17 protein-coding genes and 1 pseudogene are annotated in these 18,681 nt (G+C 62.2%); 5 read left to right on the top strand and 13 right to left on the bottom strand.

The features are described 5' to 3' along the window. Positions 1 to 33 precede the first annotated feature (33 nt). From ggt to A6V37_RS22220, 3 genes and pseudogenes are all read right to left on the bottom strand, one after another. Complete coding sequence (ggt, locus tag A6V37_RS22210) at positions 34 to 1,767, bottom strand: gamma-glutamyltransferase (RefSeq protein ID WP_064286352.1); 1,734 nt, start codon at positions 1,765 to 1,767, stop codon at positions 34 to 36. A 222-nt stretch (positions 1,768 to 1,989) separates the two neighbouring features. Continuing rightward, positions 1,990 to 3,393, bottom strand: a complete 1,404-nt coding sequence (locus A6V37_RS22215) for an MFS transporter (protein WP_064267419.1) — start codon at positions 3,391 to 3,393, stop codon at positions 1,990 to 1,992. 61 nt (positions 3,394 to 3,454) lie between these two features. Further along, positions 3,455 to 3,712: pseudogene (locus A6V37_RS22220) on the bottom strand (phosphocholine cytidylyltransferase family protein); the annotation flags it as partial. Between the two features lie 337 nt (positions 3,713 to 4,049). Between A6V37_RS22220 and A6V37_RS22225 the strand changes: the two are divergent. After that, a complete protein-coding gene (locus A6V37_RS22225; RefSeq protein WP_064267458.1) occupies positions 4,050 to 4,481 on the top strand; it encodes a hypothetical protein in 432 nt (143 codons plus the stop codon). Between the two features lie 273 nt (positions 4,482 to 4,754). Here A6V37_RS22225 and A6V37_RS22230 read toward each other — a convergent pair whose 3' ends face one another. The 3 genes from A6V37_RS22230 to A6V37_RS22240 form a co-directional block, all read right to left on the bottom strand. Beyond that, a complete protein-coding gene (locus A6V37_RS22230; protein WP_064267420.1) occupies positions 4,755 to 5,345 on the bottom strand; it encodes a hypothetical protein in 591 nt (196 codons plus the stop codon). Positions 5,346 to 5,441: 96 nt separating this feature from the next. After that, entirely contained in the window at positions 5,442 to 7,394 is a 1,953-nt protein-coding gene (locus A6V37_RS22235) for a PhoX family protein (protein ID WP_064286353.1), read from the bottom strand. 241 nt (positions 7,395 to 7,635) lie between these two features. Next, complete coding sequence (locus tag A6V37_RS22240) at positions 7,636 to 8,172, bottom strand: hypothetical protein (protein ID WP_064267422.1); 537 nt, start codon at positions 8,170 to 8,172, stop codon at positions 7,636 to 7,638. A 624-nt stretch (positions 8,173 to 8,796) separates the two neighbouring features. Between A6V37_RS22240 and A6V37_RS22245 the strand changes: the two genes are divergently transcribed. The 3 genes from A6V37_RS22245 (at position 8,797) to A6V37_RS22255 (ending at position 11,298) form a co-directional block, all read left to right on the top strand. Further along, positions 8,797 to 9,948 carry a porin gene (locus A6V37_RS22245; protein ID WP_064267423.1) on the top strand — a complete coding sequence of 384 codons (1,152 nt, stop codon included), beginning with the start codon at positions 8,797 to 8,799 and terminating at the stop codon, positions 9,946 to 9,948. A gap of 317 nt (positions 9,949 to 10,265) precedes the next feature. Beyond that, a complete protein-coding gene (locus A6V37_RS22250) occupies positions 10,266 to 10,643 on the top strand; it encodes a sugar ABC transporter ATPase (RefSeq protein ID WP_242665784.1) in 378 nt (125 codons plus the stop codon). Positions 10,644 to 10,782: 139 nt separating this feature from the next. Beyond that, complete coding sequence (locus A6V37_RS22255) at positions 10,783 to 11,298, top strand: metal-dependent hydrolase (RefSeq protein ID WP_064267424.1); 516 nt, start codon at positions 10,783 to 10,785, stop codon at positions 11,296 to 11,298. 10 nt (positions 11,299 to 11,308) lie between these two features. On the opposite strand, the gene A6V37_RS22260 is transcribed toward A6V37_RS22255, so the two are convergent. The 3 genes from A6V37_RS22260 to A6V37_RS22270 form a co-directional block, all read right to left on the bottom strand. Next, complete coding sequence (locus A6V37_RS22260; RefSeq protein ID WP_064267425.1) at positions 11,309 to 12,130, bottom strand: AraC family transcriptional regulator; 822 nt, start codon at positions 12,128 to 12,130, stop codon at positions 11,309 to 11,311. A gap of 123 nt (positions 12,131 to 12,253) precedes the next feature. Next, positions 12,254 to 13,180, bottom strand: coding sequence for a serine O-acetyltransferase EpsC (gene epsC / locus A6V37_RS22265; protein ID WP_064267426.1), 927 nt, complete (start codon positions 13,178 to 13,180; stop codon positions 12,254 to 12,256). Between the two features lie 166 nt (positions 13,181 to 13,346). Continuing rightward, a complete protein-coding gene (locus A6V37_RS22270; protein ID WP_013590843.1) occupies positions 13,347 to 13,580 on the bottom strand; it encodes a hypothetical protein in 234 nt (77 codons plus the stop codon). Positions 13,581 to 13,892: 312 nt separating this feature from the next. Between A6V37_RS22270 and A6V37_RS22275 the strand changes: the two genes are divergently transcribed. Continuing rightward, entirely contained in the window at positions 13,893 to 14,345 is a 453-nt protein-coding gene (locus A6V37_RS22275) for a DUF3005 domain-containing protein (protein WP_064267427.1), read from the top strand. A 164-nt stretch (positions 14,346 to 14,509) separates the two neighbouring features. Here the strand turns inward: A6V37_RS22275 and A6V37_RS22280 are convergent, their stop codons facing one another. The 4 genes from A6V37_RS22280 to A6V37_RS22295 form a co-directional block, all read right to left on the bottom strand. Next, positions 14,510 to 15,448, bottom strand: coding sequence for an ABC transporter permease (locus A6V37_RS22280; RefSeq protein WP_064267428.1), 939 nt, complete (start codon positions 15,446 to 15,448; stop codon positions 14,510 to 14,512). Beyond that, a complete protein-coding gene (locus tag A6V37_RS22285; RefSeq protein ID WP_064267429.1) occupies positions 15,448 to 16,326 on the bottom strand; it encodes an ABC transporter permease in 879 nt (292 codons plus the stop codon). Before A6V37_RS22285 ends, A6V37_RS22280 begins: the two co-directional genes overlap by 1 nt. Continuing rightward, positions 16,323 to 17,402, bottom strand: coding sequence for an ABC transporter ATP-binding protein (locus A6V37_RS22290; protein ID WP_064267430.1), 1,080 nt, complete (start codon positions 17,400 to 17,402; stop codon positions 16,323 to 16,325). Before A6V37_RS22290 ends, A6V37_RS22285 begins: the two co-directional genes overlap by 4 nt. A gap of 104 nt (positions 17,403 to 17,506) precedes the next feature. Then, entirely contained in the window at positions 17,507 to 18,676 is a 1,170-nt protein-coding gene (locus A6V37_RS22295; protein ID WP_064267431.1) for an extracellular solute-binding protein, read from the bottom strand. Positions 18,677 to 18,681 lie beyond the last annotated feature (5 nt).

Genomic DNA, 18,681 nt, shown 5'->3' on the forward strand with positions numbered 1-18,681 from the left:
TACGATGCACCGCGCGGGTTCATGCAAAGACGCTTACTGGATCACCCTCGTCACGCCGCGGCCGCGCGGATCGGCGGCGGCTTCCGGCGTCGTGCCATTGATCTTGATCGCCTGGATGTCGCCGCTGAAATCCTGCCCCTCCAGCTTGTAGCCCTTGGCTTCGATCTGCTGGGCTAGTTCGCCCTTGATCGGCATGTACGGCTCCCAGAAAATCGTGTTCGGCGGCAACAGCTGGTGATGGAAGCGCATCTCGGCGACCGCTGCCTGCAGCGGCATGTTGTAGTCGTAGACGTTGTTGATCACCTGGAAGATCGACGTGAAGATGCGCGAGCCGCCCGGCGTGCCGATCACGAGCGACACCTTGCCGTCCTTGGTCAGGATGGTCGGCGTCATCGAGGAGAGCGGGCGCTTCTTCGCCTCGATTGCGTTCGCGTCTTTGCCCACCACGCCGAACACATTCGCGACGCCCGGCTTCGCGGAGAAGTCATCCATCTCGTCGTTCAGCACTATGCCGGTGCGGTCCGCCACCACGCCCGAGCCGAAATAGCCGTTGATGGTGTAGGTGTTCGACACGGCGTTACCCCACTTGTCGATCACCGAGAAGTGCGTGGTTTCCGCTTTCTCCGGCATCGACGTGCCAAGGCCGGCCTGAACGCTGCGCGTGTCTGAAGGCGCGTTCGGATTGACTTCGCCGGCGCGCTTCGCGATGTACGCGTCGTCGGTCAATTGCGCGACCGGCACCTTGTAGAAGTCCGGGTCGCCGAGATACTGCGCGCGGTCGGCGAAGACACGCTTCTCGATTTCCGCGATCAGATGCACGTATTGCGCGGAATTGAGCTTGACGTCCTTGAAGTCGGGCGCGATATCGGCCTTCATCTTCAGCAGTTGCACGAGACCGATGCCACCCGAGCTCGGGGGCGGCGCGGTGACAATGCGATAGCCATTCCAGTCAGCCTGGATCGGCTCGCGCCACACCGCTTTGTACTGCTGGAGATCGGCCTTGGTGATCAGACCGTGGCCACGCATGGACGCCGCGATCAGATCCGCCGTCTTGCCCGAGTAGAAATCTTTCGCGCCTTGATCCGAAATGCGCTGCAGCACGGCAGCGAGATCAGGCTGTTTGAAATTGACGCCTTCTTTCAGATTGCCGAAGTAGGTGTCGAAGTTAGTCTTGCCCGCGAAGTCTTTCGCGGCGTCGTCGCGGCGGTCCTGCAACTGCTTGCTGACCTCGAAGCCGTCGCGCGCGTAGTGAATGGCCGGCGCGAGCACCTGCTTCCACTGGAGCTTGCCGAAGCGGCGCTGCGCCTGCCACATGCCGTCGACGGTGCCCGGCACGCCCACCGCGCGATAGCCGAACAGGCTCATGTTCTTGATGACCTCGCCCTTGTCGTCCAGATACATGTTGCGGGTCGCGGCAAGTGGGGCGCGCTCGCGATAGTCGAGGAAATAGGGCTTGCCGTCGACGTAGAGCGTCATGAAGCCGCCGCCGCCAATGTTGCCCGCTTCCGGATACGTAACGGCGAGCGTAAAGGCGATCGCGACCGCCGCATCGACGGCATTGCCGCCTTCCTTGAAGATCTGCTCGGCGGCATCGGCGCTGAATTTGTCCGCGACCGCAATGGCGGAGGCGGTCAGTACGGCCGGTTGAACTTTCGCGGGCGGCTTCGCGAAGGCCGGCGTCGCTTCGAGGAAACCGGTTGATACGGACACGAGCGCCACCAGCGCAAACCCGCTGGCGGACGATTTGACGTTGCGGAACAACCTCATTGCGAATTCCCCCAAGACGATTCATTCGTCTGACTATTGCAGTTGCCTTGGGTTTATAGCATGCGATCTACTTGCTTGCGAAGCCGCTAGTTATCGTAGGGTCCATGTTGCGGCACACAAAAACACCCGTTCGATGCGGCGCAAAAGCCGCACGCGAAAAACCCGAGACAAGGGTTGTCAGCAACGCGCATGCCGCGGCGCGAACCGCGGCGTGCCTCGGGCTTACGCGCGGCCGCGCCGGCCACGCGCAATTTCGTCGCCCGCGCCTTGCGGCAGGCGCGCGGTGATGGGAATCGACAGGAACGAGAACAAACCGACTATCAGAAATGCCGGCCAGAAATCGGCGAACACGATGGTCGAATGGCCCTGAACGTGATGTGAAATTTGCAGCACGATGCCCGCGATCGTCACGCCAAGGCCCAGCGAAATCTGCTGGATCACACTCGCGACGCTCGTCGCGCGGCCCACGTCGTGGCTCGGAATATCGGCATACGCCAGCGTATTCAACGAGGTGAACTGCAACGAGGGGAAGAAGCCGCCAAACAGCACGACACACCAGATCAGCCAATGCGGCGTGCCTGGGAAGAACAGCCCATACGTGGCAATGACGAGGCCCGCGCAACCCGCGTTGAACATCAGCACGGTGCGAAATCCGAAACGCTCCAGGATGCGCGACGCGGCCGCCTTCATGAAGATCGATCCAAACGCCGAAGCACACGTGATCGCCCCCGACTTGAACGCCGTCATGCCGAGACCTTCCTGCAACGCCAGCGGCAGCAGAAACGGCACCGCCCCGAGACCAATGCGAAACAGCGAGCCGCCCACCACGCTCGCGTGAAAACTCGGAATGCGCAACAGGCGCAGATCGAGCACAGGCAATTCGACCCGGCTCGCGTACAGCACGTACAGCGCCAGTAGCACCACGCCGGCCACGCACATGACGATCGACACCGGGTTCGAGACCAGCTCGCCGCCCACCAGCGAGAGCCCCAGCATAAACAGCGACGCCCCGCCCGCGGACAATATGAAGCCGGTCCAGTCCAGCCTGCCGGGATGCGCCTCGCGCACGTTGGCAATGTGCTTGTTCGTGAGCCAGATGCCGAGCAGGCCAATTGGAATGTTGACGACGAAGATCAGGCGCCAATGCAGATACGTGGTGATGAAGCCGCCGAGCGGCGGTCCGATCACCGGTCCAAGCAGGGCCGGCACCGTCAGATAATTGACCGCGCGAATGAAGTCGGACTTCGGCACTGAGCGGAAGATGATGATGCGCCCGACCGGCACCATCATCGCACCGCCAATGCCCTGCACGAAGCGCGCAACCACGAAGGTGCCGAGCGAAGTGGACGCCGCGCACATCAGCGAACCGGCCATGAAAATGCCGATGGCCGTGCGAAACACCGTGCGTGAACCGAAGCGATCGGCGACCCAGCCGCAAATCGGAATGAAGACGCCGAGGCCGATGACATACGCGGTCACGGCGAGCTTGAGTGTGATGGGGTCCTGGCCGAGATCGCGTGCCAGGACCGGCAGCGACGTCACGATGACCGTGCCGTCCACATTCTCCATGAACATCGCACACGCGACGATCAGCGGAACAATGAAAGCGCCTAAGGCAAGAGGCATTGGTATAGCGGCGGGTTGCTAGGCCGCCTAGTGTAAGTCAGCGAAGACGCTCAGTGCAGATTTAACGCGACGCCGTAACGAGCGGTTGCAGTTGCGGCAGGATCTCGGTGCCGGCACGCGCCACGTCGTTCGGAAAGTCGATTTCGATCCAGGGCGCGCCGGTCACGTCGGCGGTATCGAACACCTGGCTGCGTTCGAGCAGCAGGTCGCGCACCGCTTCTTCGTGCGGCATGTTGGCCCGGCCGCTCTCCACATAGCCGGCCACGATCTGCGTAAAGTGCAGCGCGGTTTGCTGGCGGAAGCGGAACAAGCCGACAGTGACGAACGGGGCCACGAGCCGGCGGGCAAGCCGGGCGTCCCATGTCCTGGGAGGCGGAGCATTTATTGGAGTTTTGGGCTGCGATGTCATAGCCCGGAAATATATACGGGATCGCAAAAACTTGCTTTCTGTCTGCAAGATTCGTAGCACCTGGTTCTCATTTCGCGTACGTTCCGGCGGCCCCGAAGCAGGATTGGCTGAATCGCGATAAAGTGTCAGTGCAGTTGCGCCTGGCATGTGGGATCTCATCGATGCGCAACGCTTCCCGAGTCCCGACATCGCGCCGCCGCCCGTCGCAAAGACACTACATATCGAATCCGGGCCGCCGCTCATACTTATGAAACGCTTGATTTCGTCTGCACTCCTTGCTCTGACTGCCGCGCTACCGCTCGCCGGCCGCGCCGCCGCGCTCGACGAACCGCTCACGTGCAATGAAAGCGGCCATCAGTTCATTGCCGATCTCGTCCGTCAAGACATGATCGATCCGAAGCCCACGCGCGTGGAGAGCAACTCGATCAACGCTTTCTCGCCGGTATCCGGTGCCGATCTGACCGCCTACGGCTTTCGCGTGTTCGCGGTAGTGGGCTATGAAAAAGACGACCCGATGTTCCGCGTAGGGAATGGCGAACCGGTCGCCAACTCGGCCTACGGCGTGGTGGTGTTCGGTAGCGAAGCCAAAGTGCGGAACGCGATTGCCGGATCGGGCAGCACGGCGATCGTGCACCACGTGGCGCCGCTCATCACCGCGATTTTCTGCAAGCGGAGCTGAGGCGGCGCGGCGGCGCCGCTCGAAGCGCAGATGACCGATTGAGCGATACGAAAATCTCGCGGTGCGAGTTATAATTGATGCAGATGGATTTTCCGGGGCCCGCAAGGGCGTCTATCTGCCCCCTGATCGACAGGGTCCAGCCGTGCTGGTTACATCGGTTCATACCGATCAAGCGCACCCGCGAAGTTATGAGGCCCCCTTGTGGGGCCTCACCTATTTGAGCGGATCGAAATCAATGCAGCGGCGTACCGGCGGTTTGGCGGCGAGCCCCTGCTAATGGCGATTGAGATTCGGATCGCGAATCGACTCGCCTCTCAATATCTTTGCCGCGAGGACGCGAAATCGCACAATGCTGCGCCGGTTACGCGGAATCCCCGCCCGTCCTCTGCCCGGATCGCGCACATAAGCGCTCTCGATCACGAGCCGCAATGCACTCGCCCCCGCGCGGCGCAGGCGAAAGAACACCTCATATTCGACCGGGTCGCCACGCTCCGTGATGTCTTCGATCACCAGCCAGTTCGATTGACCCGTGAAATAGCAACGCCGCTCACCAAGCTGGGCAACGATCGTGGGCAGTCGAAGAGACCAACGATGCCGCGCGGCGCAGAATGCGCGAGCGGCCTGCCGGTGGTCGAGAATCCGGCAATCAGCGCCAAGCGCCTCGAAATCCAGTGGACCGTTGGCGCCTGGCCCGACCGATACGCAATGCGACGTGTATTCGACATGGACGGTCGCAGCTATGGAGGCAAACTTCGCAGAAGCGGGAATCGCAAGCGTAAAGGCGCTGGCAACAAGATGCGAACGGCCATATCGGACGCTTGCCACGTCGATATAACCTTGCCGCAAAATCGAAATCCACTGCATAGGCCAGCCAAGGGGAAACCGCAAATTATCGCGAGAATCCCTCTTGCTGCCTCCTCAGCCGGACGATCTAAGACACGTCGGCGGCGCCGCTCCCCTCTACAGCTTGATCCCCGCCGGATCCGCCGTCAGATACCCTACCGTCGCCCCGAACCGGTCCTTGTAGTTGGCCCGCACCAGCGGATCGAGCGTCGCCTGGACCTTGTCGTGCAACGGACTCTCCCAATCGCCGACGTGCTGGAAGTTGCTCATCACGTAAGTCCAGCCGTTGATTTCATCGACCGCATGAAGGCCCGTCGACTCGGCACCCGCCGGGCATGACAGCACGCGCGCGAGCGTCTTCGTATCGACGTTGTACGCCCACAGGAAATTGTTGACGTGCATGCCGCTGTCTTCGCCGATAAAGAGCGTGCGCAGCTTCTCGGAGAACTTGAGGTTGTCCGGATTGGCAATGCGCTCCGGATTCGCCGTATTGCCGAGCGCGTCCGCCGCCGGCAGATCCTCGCCCACCAGCGCCGCGGGCGCGGCCACGTCCACCGGCACCCATTCACTGTCGATCGCTGCGCCGCTGCGGTCGCGCTGGCCGCCTCGCATATTCAGCGCGTAGACGGCGCCGGCGTTGATCGCCTTGTCGACAGCCACGTCGGTCGACGCGGCGTTGCCACGTACCATCGACTTCTCGATCCGCGACATGGCCGAATACAGCACCTTGTCCTTGATATTGACCGTCGTGCCTTCGAGTTTCGTGAAACCCATGCTGCCGCCGTCCAACGCGGCATAGCGATGCGTCTCGAGGAACGTCGCCGCCTGGGTCATGCCGGGCTTGATGCGCACCCAGTTGAAGGTGCCGTTGAAATTGATCTTCGTGTAGGTCGGGTCGGCCGGGTCTTTGGTCGCGACGTCCAGAATGTCGCTCGCGTGCAGCCGGTTGGCGAGCGCCTCGATTTCGTCGCTGGTCGCGTGCCCCAGGTTGATCCACGAAAGCGTTGCCGCGCCCGCGCCGCTCGAGGACACCTGTGTCCACTTCGCGACATATAGCGTGCCCGCCGACAGATCGGCTTCGCGATCCGCGATGAACATGAACAGACCGCCATTGGTTGCGTCATCACCCATCAGCACGGTGCGCTTGTCCGGCATCACCTGAATCAGTTCGTGCGAGATGCGGCCGAGGCAGTAATGTTTCCTAATCGTGCCGGTGCCGTCCGGGTTGACGGTGACCTCCGGCAAATGACCGTAGTGATACGGATTCGCGGTGGTCTCGTCGCCATACAGGCTGCGGCTGAAGCCCTTGAACTGGCTATTGGCGGCGATCGTGGTCGCGTCCGGTTCGTACTCTTCGCTCGACAGGTGCGTATTCCACGGCGACAGGCTCGCGCCGCAAGTAATCCACAAACCATGCGCCTTTGACGTATCGACGTTCGAATAACCCACCAGTGTGAGCTTGCCGGTGGCCGGATCCTGATCGAGCGTCAGCACGGCGATCGGCGACGGCAGTTGGCCGTACATCGACTTCAGGCTCTGATCGCGAGTGGTGTATTCGAACTGCACGACCGCGAACACCGCATTGCCCTTGAGACCTTTCACCGTGGGCTTGTCCAGACGGATCAGCGAACTGCCGTCCGGGCAATCGGAGTAGAACTGGCGCTCCTTGCCCGCGACCGACTTGTCGACGATCGGCTGATTGTTGATGTCGAAATAGCCGCCCGCCAGGATCGTCCCGCCTTTGATGTTGGGCACATTGTCGCCGGTCGTGAAGAAAGGCTGATACGCCAGCTTGAACGCACGGCTGCTGCCGTCGCTCAGTTGCACCGTCAAGCTCGATCCGACGGTGGTTTTCGCCATGGCCGCGGGATCGGCCAGCGTCGGCGCGGCCATGCCGGCGAACGCCGCGGAGACGAAGTTGGCGACCGGCTTGGCCGGCGTCGCCAGATCGTCGCTGCCGCCGCAGGCGGTCAGCATCGAAGCGGTGGCAAGTCCGCCGAGCGGCAGCATCGGCGCGCCAGCGAGTAGTTTCAGGGCCTTGCGGCGGGAAGGGTCGAACGGCTCGGCCATGTTGTCGTGATCCAGTGTGGGAGTAGCGTGGGAGTGGGCACAGCCGGCACGCACTTACCCCAAAACCACATGGTTCACGCTCGCGCCGCTATGACGCGAGGATTTTATGAAGTAAATGTGAAAGTATATTGACAGGCTTTAGTAATATTTAGCTTGAGCCGCTTGCCCCACTTCGCCGGTTAGCTGGCCGCTGATTGGCGAGGTCCCGCAACAAGTCACAAGCCGCACGGCACCACGGCGATCAGACCGGCCGGCGAAACTCGTTTTCGACCCATGCCGCGGCGCTCGCTTTGCTGAGCTTGAAGTGAGGCGCCACCTGCACCTGCGCGAGCTGTTCGCCGAACGCGTCGAGCGCGGTCAGGAGCGCATACGGCTCGTCTTCATCGGGAACGATGTCGAGCGTAATGTCGAGCTCGTCGTTGCCGTCCGCGCTCATCACCCGCACGGACTTATGCAGTTGCGCGCGCAGTTGCTGCTCATGACGGCGCAGCACTTCAGACGCGGTCTTCACGAGCGTATTGAACGCCGAGGTGTCGAGCGGCTTGGGATCTTTCTTGTTGCGGCCCATTGTCCACGGTCCGACGAGCGCGGGTTCCGCCTCGCCGTCCTTGATCATTGCGACGGCCCAGCCGTCGTCGTCTTCATTCTTGATGACGCGCGCAGTCCAGCCGTCGTCACGCCACAGACGGTCTTCGTGCACAGTTTCGCCCAGTTCGGACGAGCCTTCCGTCGTGAAGTCTTCAGCGGTATCGGACGATGGAAGGGATGGTTCGGTCATTGCAGGCTCACTCACTTTGGCGGGGCGGAAACACATTTCAAGCGCACCATTTTACCCGCCCCGCGCGCGGCGAATGCTGCCCTCTGACGAACGGACAAGCCGATGCGAAAAAATTGCCAGTTGAAATAATCTATTTCGCCATTCGCCGGAACTTATAAACCGATTATATAAACAAGAAAAACGCGACCCGAAGGCCGCGTATAAAAGATGAAAAAGACACCCTTGGTCAGGGGGCAAGACGAATTGTAGAACCGTAATTCATAGGAATGGGTCACATGAATGGTAAGAGTGCATTGCAGAAATCAGAATAAATCGCGACGCCTCTCGCAGGATGCGCATGTGCTTACTGCGCACGGCACCGCGCCCAACGTCGCGATCGAGCAACACACCCGCGATTGACACAACCTCAGCGAATTCATAGCCGATCGGATTTTTTCTTTATTTACCCGAACTTACCCATTTCCAATTCGTTATTACGAATTCGAGAATTTATTGTTGCGCCATCCACGATTAAAGATCCGAATTAGACGAATACACTTCGCAGCGAATCGCCAGACCGCTTGCGAAATCGCCGGCGAGCACCGGAATGCGATTCCCCATGCACTGTTTCGGAGTTATCCATCCATGAAAAAAACCCTCATCGCAGCAGGCCTCCTCGGCGCGGTGGCCATCAGCGCGCATGCACAAAGCAGCGTGACGTTGTACGGCACGCTGGACGCCGGCCTTGTCTATTCGAACAACCAGGGCGGCCACAGCAACTGGCAACAAGGCAGCGGTTCGGTATCGAACACCTACTTCGGTCTGCGCGGCAGTGAAGACCTCGGTGGCGGCCTGCACGCGATCTTCACGTTGGAAAACGGCTTCAACCTGAACAACGGGAAGTTCACCGAAAACAACACGATGTTCAATCGCCAGGCTTTCGTGGGTCTGAAGAGCGATCAGTACGGTGCGCTGACGCTAGGCCGTCAATACGACTCGGTGGTCGATTACCTCGCGCCGCTGTCCGAAGCAGGCGCGGGCTACGGCAACAACCTCGCGACCCACCCGTTCGACAACGACAACCTGGACAACTCGTTCTCGATCAAGAACGCCGTGAAGTACACGAGCGCGAACTACGCGGGTCTCAAGTTCGGCGGTCTGTACGGCTTCAGCAACTCGGCCGGCCAGTTCTCGAACAACCGCGCATGGAGCGTAGGTGCTTCGTACGACAACGGTCCGCTGAGCGTCGCCGCCGCTTACCTGCAACTGAACAAGTCAGGCAGTTCCAATCTGGGCGGCGCCGTCTCGCAAGGCGACGGCACCGCAGCGATCGCGGCCGATCTGCAACGCACCTACGGTGCCGGCATCAACTACACGTACGGCCCGGCAACGGTCGGTTTTGTGTACACCCACACGCAACTGGACGGCATCACCGGCATCGACGTCGGCGGCGCGACGCTGCCCGGCATCGCAGGCACGAACCTGCATCTGGACAATTACGAAATCAACGGCCACTACGCATTGACGCCGGCCCTGAGCCTCGCGGCGTCGTACACGTTCACCGACGGCAAGATGTCCGGCTCGAACGGTTCTGGCGATCCGAAGTGGCATACGGTGTCGCTGCAAAGCGACTACGCGCTGAGCAAGCGCACGGACGTGTACGTGGAAGGTGTGTACCAGCACGCGTCCGGCCAGCTTGGCAACTTCGGCGCGAACGTCGCGTCGATTAACACGCTCGCGCCGTCGTCGACCGGCAATCAGGTGGCGGCGGCGGTTGGCTTGCGGCACCGCTTCTAAGTTTTCCACGCAGTCAGTGCGGAGCGGATCTATCGATTCGCTTCGCTGCCAAACCCGCGCGTGACACGATCACGTCGCGGGTTTTTTCATGACCGTTTTTTCGCGACCGTTTTTTCTCCAACTCCGCGCTTTACGTTTCGACACAATAACCACGTGCGCGGATAGTGACGACGCGAGCACGCGGTGACTATACTGAACATAGCTGCCTTCTTCTCCGCAATGTCGCCATACCGTTGCAACTGAACGGCGGCCTGGTCGCGAAGCATGACGCCGCGTAGCATCGCGTTGCGCTTCGCCCGCGCCCCAAGTTCCCGCGTATGACCGGGGACGCCGACGATCTGATCATGAAACAACTTCTCCTGCTTGCCCCCGCGGTTGCCGCGCTTGCAGCGCTCGGCGCGTGCGGTTCTTCCGGTCCCGCCCGCGACGCGTCCCAACCGATGATGTACTTCTCGTCGCAACGCACCCCGGCCTATGTCGCCGATTGCATCGAGAGTCGCTTGTCGCGCGTGCGCGCATCGAACGTCGGCGGTGCGACCGAGCTCGCAGTCGGCTCGGATTCGAACAACTCGTATTTCGTGACGCTGACGCCGATGAATGGCGGCTCCGTCATCAAGGTGATGCATCCGGCGAACGCACCGGATGATCCACCGGAATCGGAAATGCGCGTCGATATCGCACGCTGCGCGACCTGAGATTTCGCACACACGCTTGCGTTTTGACGGCCACGCCGATTGGCGATTTTTAAGTCGCCGGTCGGCTATTTTTTTGTCGGCTCATCTGCGAACATAGCCGCCCTTTGTCTTTCATTCGGTGCACTGCACCGCGAGTTCGATGGCATCCAGCAAAGCACACCACGCTACCGGTTTTGCGGCCGGCGTCATCGCGGCGGCGATCGTCGCACGCATCGGCGGTGGCGGTTCGTTTCATCTCGGCGTGTTGCTGAGTTTCATGGCCGGCGTGGCCGGGAGTACAGCGCCCGATTGGCTCGAAGTGGCGTGGTGGTCGCGCGCGCGGCGCCTGTGGATTACGCATCGCACGCTGACCCACTGGGGCGTGGCATGGCTCGCGTTGCTCGCCCTGTCGTATCACTGGCTCGGGCATTCGGTCTATGCCGCGCCGGCGTTCGGCTTTGCCTGCGGCGGCCTGATGCATCTGTTTGCCGATTGGCCGAATCCGCTAGGCGTGCCCTGGATTGCGGGCCGGCATTCGTTGAATCTCTGGAACAGCGGGCACTGCGATCTGCTCGTGGTGGCCGCGTCGTGGGCAGCGGCGTGGTTTGTCGGGCAGCACGTCTGGTTGCATGGCGTGCATGGCGCGACGCTGCTGCAGCATCTGCGGATCGGATAAGGGATAAACGTCAGCGCATCGCAGCCGCGTAGTTCGCGGGCGTCACCCCGAGCAGGCGCACGAACGCGCGTGTCATATGGCTCTGGTCGGCGAAGCCCGCCGCGGCCGCCGCATCGGCCAGCGCCGCGCCTCGCGCGATCAACTGCCTCGCGAGTCCCACGCGACGCTGCATTCTGTACGCATGCGGCGGCAGTCCCATCTCGTGTGCAAAACCTCGCAGCAACTGGAAACGGCTCATGCCTGCATCGGCGGCGAGTTCGGCGAGCGTCAGCGGCGACGCGGGGTCGTCGTCGATGCGGGCTTTCGCGCGCGCGATCGGCCCCAATGCAGGCGAAGACAATGAACGTGCCGGCAGCGTGGCATGCGTGCGGACCAGATGCGCAAACAGATCGAGCAACGCTTCCTCGCGCACCAGATCGTCCGGCACGCCAGGCGCCTGCACGGACACCGCGAACAGGCGCTCAAACAGCCGCGTCAGCAACGGATCGTGCGCGACCGGCAGTGTGAGTTCGACTTCGCGCGACGCGGCGCCCGCCAGCTCATTCGTGGCGGCAAGCAGCATCGACGGTTCGAAATACAACATGCGCCAGGCGCGCCCGCGCTCGTCGAGCGGACTGCCGTCGTGGACTTCGCCGGGATTGACCATGATCGCGTCGTTGGCGCGCGCCTCGACGAGACCGCGTCCGCTCGCCGAGCGGTGCCCGCCGCTGACGATCACGCCAACGCCGAAACGATCGTGCGAATGACGCGGGAACGAATGCGCCGTGTCGGCCACCGTCGCTTCGACGCCGGCTATCGCGCAGCGAGGCATGTGAACGCGGCCGCGCGACATGGTGGGTCTCTCAGCGAACGAGAAGCGACATGCGCGGCGTTCCGCGGCAAGCGGCATCACGCGGCAAACCGCGTACAAAACGGCGCACCTGTCCGCCAGACGATGCACGCGCGAGGCCACGCATTACTGACGCCCCTCGTCGGTACGCTCGCCTTCGCGGATCTTGCCTTGCGACACGCTGCTGCCGGGCGGCACGCTATGCGTCAGCCACACATTGCCGCCGATCACCGAGCCGCGCCCGATCGTCACGCGTCCGAGAATCGTGGCGCCGGCGTAGATCACGACGTCATCCTCGACGATCGGATGCCGCGCATTGCCCTTGACCAGCGTGCCGTCGAGATCCGCGGCGAAGCTCTTCGCGCCGAGCGTCACGGCCTGATACAGACGCACGCGTTCGCCAATGATCGCCGTTTCGCCGATCACGACACCCGTGCCGTGGTCGATGAAGAAGCTCGGGCCGATGGTCGCGCCCGGGTGAATGTCGATGCCGGTTGCCGAGTGCGCGATCTCGTTGATGAAGCGCGCCAGCAAGGGCACGCCAAGCCGATGCAAGGCATGCGCGAGCCGGTGGTGCGTCATCGCCCACACGCCCGGATAGCAGAGCAGAATTTCGGTGATGTGCTGCGCGGCCGGATCGCCGGTAAAAGCTGCCTGAATGTCGCTGACCAGCAGCGCACGAATGCCGGGCAACTGCGTGCCGAATTCGCGTGCCACGTTGAACGCGCGCTCCTTCAGATCGGCATCGGGCGTGTCGGCGAATTCGGGCAAAAATCGCAAGGCGCGGCGAATCTGTTCCGCGAGCAGTCGCAACGTGCTTTCGAGCGTATGGCCGACGTAATAGTCGACAGTTTCGTCGGTCAGATCGGGCGCGCCGTAGTGTGTGGGAAACAGCGCCGCGCGCAGACCGGTGACGATGTTGGTCACCGCCTCGCGCGAGGGCAGTTCGCGAATGCCGCGCGGATGCCGCGTGCGATGCAATTCTTCACGCGAGGCGCGCAACTCCGCGACGATCTGTTCGAGGCCCCAGTTCTGGGAAGGCACGTTAGGCATAAAAGGACGGCGCCGCGCGGTGCGCACGGTTCAAAGTGGCTATGCCGAGAGATTACCGCTTTTTACCGAGGCTCGCGCAGCGCCGGCTGTCGGCATAGGAGCGGCGCGGCAGACGCGGCACTGCGTACGGCGGCATTGCATACGCGGCACGACCGGCCGCAGGCGCTCAGATGGTCACGCTGCTTGCGTCGATCCAGCGCACTGCCCAGTCGCGCGCATGGGCGATGGCGGTGGCTTCGTCAGGAAAACGCAAGTCTGTGGGGAAAAAGCGGTTGGCGACCAGTTCGCCGTCGCTCGAGCGCGAGATGACCACATAAGGTTGCCAGCTGCCGTCGCCCGCGCGCGCCGGCGCACAATTCAATAGATAGCCGCGATGTGTGAATGCAGCATCAAAGTGCATGTGTCACCCGCCCTGACGGCCCCGTAAATGTTTTGAGTAGCGCGCGGCCGGTGCTGCCGACCCCGAAAAAATAGCCGGACTGCATGCCGTCAATTTAACCGCGTTTCGCTCGCCGGAGTAAGATCATACTCTGTAGAAAATACGCGTCCATTAAAAAAAACGAAAAGAAACGCGAACGCCATCGCCTGCGGAATACCCTTCCAGACCGCTGCGGAAAAAACGCGGTGCAAGGCAAGAGAATCAGGGTGTTATGCGAGGCGGAACGGGTTTTGCTGCACGTCAAACCGTGTCCTCTTGCAAGGAGAATGCACGATGAACAGCGATATCAACAAGCCGGCAGACGCCGGCCGGCAACCGGCCACTCGTGGCCCGCGCACGACGGAAATGCACAACGACCGCACGCACGACAGCACGGTCGATACCGACGGCAAGAATCTCGAAGCCGCGCGCATAGCGGGCCACAGCCCGATCTCGCCGGACGAAATCACCACCAGCAACGCGACCCTCACGAACAGCGTGCCCGAGGCGCTCGACGGCATGGCCGGCTTCGACAGCCGGGTCGGCGGCAATCATCTGCTGCTCGCGCTCGAGCCGGGATATACGATGATTGACAAAGGCATGGTCGAGCCAATAGAGGAGCTTTCGGCAGATCGTCAATTCGACGAACCGCGCTACTTCGGCAACCGCCATGACCGTGGCCGCATTCATTACGCCGTCAATCACCTGCGGCCCACGCGGATAATCGAATTACATCGGGAGAAATAAAAGATTCACTCTGCATCTGCGTTTGTATCTGCGTTTGAATGTCGGCGCAGACCCCGATTAATTCGGGAATGCCGAAGCGCGCATCGTTTAACGCACGGTGCGCGCTTTTGCTTTTGCGGCGGGTAGAAACTCAGGGTTGCGGGACCCGCGCGCCGACGCGCGCATTAGCGCCGCTGTTCCTTGACGCGCGACACGATCTGCGTCGGGCTCACGAATTGCAGTGCAATCAGCACCCAAATCAGCGTGATCGCCATGTAGATCATCGCCATGGCGTCGATTGATTGCGGAGCGCGCACGCCGGTTGAAAATACCGCGTAGTACAAGGCCACCACCAGCGTCTGCGTCGCGGGGCCCGCGGTAAAAAACGTCAGCTCGAACAGGCCGATGGTACGCACCAGCACCAGCAGGCCGGCCGCCAGCATGCCGGGCACGAGCAGCGGCAGCAGCACGTAGCGGAAGTAGCGAAACGTGTTGGCGCCGAAAATGCGCGCGGCCGCTTCGAGATTGGGATCGATCTGTTCGATGAAGGGCGTCATCACCAGAATCACGAACGGCAGTGCCGGCACGAGGTTTGCCAGAATCACGCCGCCGAGCGTGCCCGCGAGGCCGACCTTGTACATGACAGTGGCCATGGGAATGCCGTAGGTGACAGGGGGCACCATCAGCGGCAACAGGAAAATCAGCATGGCAACACGCTTGCCCCGAAACTGCACGCGCGCGAGCGCATACGCCGCCGGCACGCCAAGCAGTATCGACAGCAGCACCACCGCGCCGACCACTTCGACAGTCACCCACAGCACGCTCGCCAACTGGAAATCGCTCCACGCCTGCGCATACCAATGCAACGTGAAGCCTTGCGGCAACCAGGTGGCGAACCAGCGCGTCGCCACCGAATTGACCGCAACGGTCGCGATCAGCAACACCACGTTGATGAGGAAAAACACCATCGCGCCCCACACCAGCACGCCCCAGACGCGGTCCGGCATGCTGACGCGCGGCCGGCTGCGGCTGGTGCGCCGGTCGGGTTCGCGCGTGCCGTCGCCTTGCTGCTGCGGCGCCTGCGCCTGCCATGAAGGCCGAGCCGGGCGATGATCGGTCGTCATCAGCCTTTGCCCCCCGTGACCGGGCCGCTATAGAAGAAGCGGCGCACGCCGAGCATCGCGGCAACGAGCACCAGCTGCACGAAGCCCATCACCATGGCGATCGCGGATGCAAGCGAATAGTCATAGCTTTCGAAAGCGGCTTCGGCCGCGGCGATCGACATCACGCGAGTCGGACCCGCTGGCGCTCCCAGCAGCACCGCGGAGGGAAACACCGAAAACGCCTGCACGAACGACAGACACGCGGCCATCGTCAACCCCGGCGCCAGCAGCGGCAGATAGATGCGGCGAAACTGCTGCCAGGGGCTCGCGCCGAGCGTCGCCGCCGCGCTTGCGAGCGTCGGATCGATGCCGGTCACGTACGACAGCGTCAACAGAAATGCGAACGGAAAACCTGACACGATCAGCGAAATCAGCACGCCCCAGAAGTTATGCGTCAGGCGCACTTCCTGCGTGTAGAGATGCAGGCCGTGCAACGCTTGCGGGAACCAGCCGTTCGGACCGAAGTACGTGAGCATGCCGTCAGCGATCAACACGGTGCCAAGCGTGACCGGAATCACCAGCAGGGTCGTGGCGAACTTCTGATAGCGCGAATAGCGGCGCAGCGCGAATGCCACCGGCAACGACACGCCTACGTTGATGAGCGTGGCGGGCACCGCGAGCTTGAGCGTGACGAGTATCGTCGGCCACATCGACGTATCGGTGAAAAACGTCAGATAGTTCGCCCACGGACCGCCACCGTTCATCGGACGGAACGACAGCGCCAGTCCATACGCGAACGGATAGATGAACAGCGCGGCAATGAAAATCAGCGCCGGCGCGACGAGCCACGCTTTGGCGTCACGCGGCGCACGCGGCGGCGTCAAAGCGGGCGTGTTCATGTTGCCTCGCTCTGATAAACCAGCGTGCGCGACGGCGGCACGCGCAGACTGATTCGCTGGCCCTCTTCGAACTCGCCGCCAAGGCGTGCCCACACTTCGCCGAACGCGGTCTTCACACGCAGCAGCGAATCACGTCCGCCGTATTCGACGGCGGTTACGAGCGCCTCGAACGCGTTGTCCGCGCCAGGTGCCGCACGCTCCATGTCTTCCGGCCGCAGCGCGACGCTCACGCGTTTGCTGTCGAAGCCGGCCATCGGTGTGCCGATCAGGCGCACGCCGTTAGCCGTGACTGCCACGCCATCGCCTTGCGTGCCTTCGAGCGTGAACTCGGCCACATTGCGATAACCCATGAAGCGCGCGACATGCAGGTTGCGCGGCCGCGCATAGACCTCTTTCGGCGTGGCGATCTGCTGCACCACGCCCTCTTTCATCACGACAATGCGATCGGCCATCGACAGCGCTTCGTCCTGATCGTGCGTCACGTACAGCGTCGCGCGTTCGAGCTGGCTGTGGATGCGGCGAATCTCCGCGCGCATTTCAATACGCAGTTTCGTGTCGAGATTCGACAACGGCTCGTCCATCAGGATCAGCGGCGGCTCGATCACGATGGCCCGCGCAATCGCCACGCGCTGTTGCTGACCGCCGGAGAGTTGTCCGGGCAGCTTGCGCTCCTGCCCGACCAATTGCACGAGCTGCAACGCCTCGCGCACCCGGCGCGTCGCCTCCTTCCTGTCGACGCCGCGCATCTTCAGGCCGAAGCCAACGTTGTCAAGCACGCTCATGTGCGGAAACAGCGCGTAGTTCTGAAACACCATGCCGAAGCCGCGCTTTTCCGGCGGCAACACGTCGATGCGTCGCTCGTCGAGCCAGATGCCGCCGCCCGTGAGCGGCTGCAATCCGGCGATGCAATTGAGCGCTGTCGATTTACCGCACCCCGACGGCCCCAGCAATGCGATGAACTCGCCGCGTCGAATGGTCAGATCGAGTCCTTGCAGCGCCGCGATTGCCTGACCTTCCGCATTCGTGAAACTACGGCTCACCGAATCGAGCCGCAACTGTTCGAAATGAGGCTTCATGGCGGTTTCCTGATACGCGTGACGCAGCCGTGCGTTCGTGCGCCGCTGCGTTGATGTCACGCACTACGCGTCGAATGCGACGGCGTGCCCGGACGGGCGGACGCCTACTTGGTCTTCTGCGCGCCGACCTCGGTGTCCCACTTCTTGAAGGCCGCGACCATTGCGGCCGCATTCAGCGGCAATACATGCGGGCGCTCGGCCAGCAGCTTCGCGTACTCCGGCCGGCCGTATTTCTTCAGCACATCCTGGCTGTGCGCGGGCGCCTGCTCGACGCTCACGCCCTTGATCGCCGGACCGGGGTAGAAATAGCCGTCGTCATAAGTCATGGCCTGCTGCGCGGGATCGAGCATGAAGTTCATCAGCTTGTAGAGCACGTCCAGCTTTTCCTTCGGTACGCCCTTCGGAATCACCATGAAGTGCGCGTCGTTCACCCACGTCATGTTGTCGAACGCCTGCACGCGAAATTCCGCCGGCACGATGCCAAGCGCGCGCGGATTGATGTCCCAGCCTGTCACTGTCACGGTCATGTCGCGCGAACCCTCGCCGAGTTCCTTCATGACCGCCGACGTGCCACCTGGATAGTAAGGAATGCAATCGTTCAGTTGCTTGAGGAAGGCCCACGTCTTGTCCCAGCCGTTAATCGGGTCCTGCGGGTCTTTGTCGCCGAGCACGTAGGGCAGCCCCATCAGGAACGTGCGGCCCGGACCGGAGTTCGCAGGCCGTGCGTAAATCAGCTTGTCCGGATGCGCCTTGCACCATTGCAGCAGTTGCTCGGGCGTCTTTGGCGGGTCGCTGACTTTGGCGGGGTTGTATTCGAGCAGCGGACCGGCCGGCATATACGCGACCTCGAGACCGTAGCCTTGCGCCAGATCCTGCATCTTGCGCGGACCCGGCGCGTATCTGTCGAGCACGCCGGGAAACACCGCCGCGTTATCGGGCAGCAGCTTCATCCACAGGTTCTGTTCGATGCCGGCGGCGAGCGCATCAGTGCCGGTCAAAACAAGGTCGATATCGGAACGGCCCGCAGCCTGCATCGCCTTGATCTTGCCGGGCAACTGCGGTGCGGGCGCGTTCGTGAACGTGAAGTTCGCAACGAGGTTGGGATACTTTGCCTTAAAGGCCTCGAAGCCCTTTTGCGTAAGTTGCAGATCGCCGGCCACGTCGACGATATTGAGCGTGACCGGATCGGCTGCGTGCGCGGCGGATGCGAAAGCGGCGCTCGCCGCGAGACATACGGACACCAGCCTGAGCGCCAACCTGTCTGAAACAGTCATTGCGT

It is taken from the genome of Paraburkholderia ginsengiterrae (genome assembly GCF_001645125.1).
Classification (GTDB): domain Bacteria; phylum Pseudomonadota; class Gammaproteobacteria; order Burkholderiales; family Burkholderiaceae; genus Paraburkholderia; species Paraburkholderia ginsengiterrae.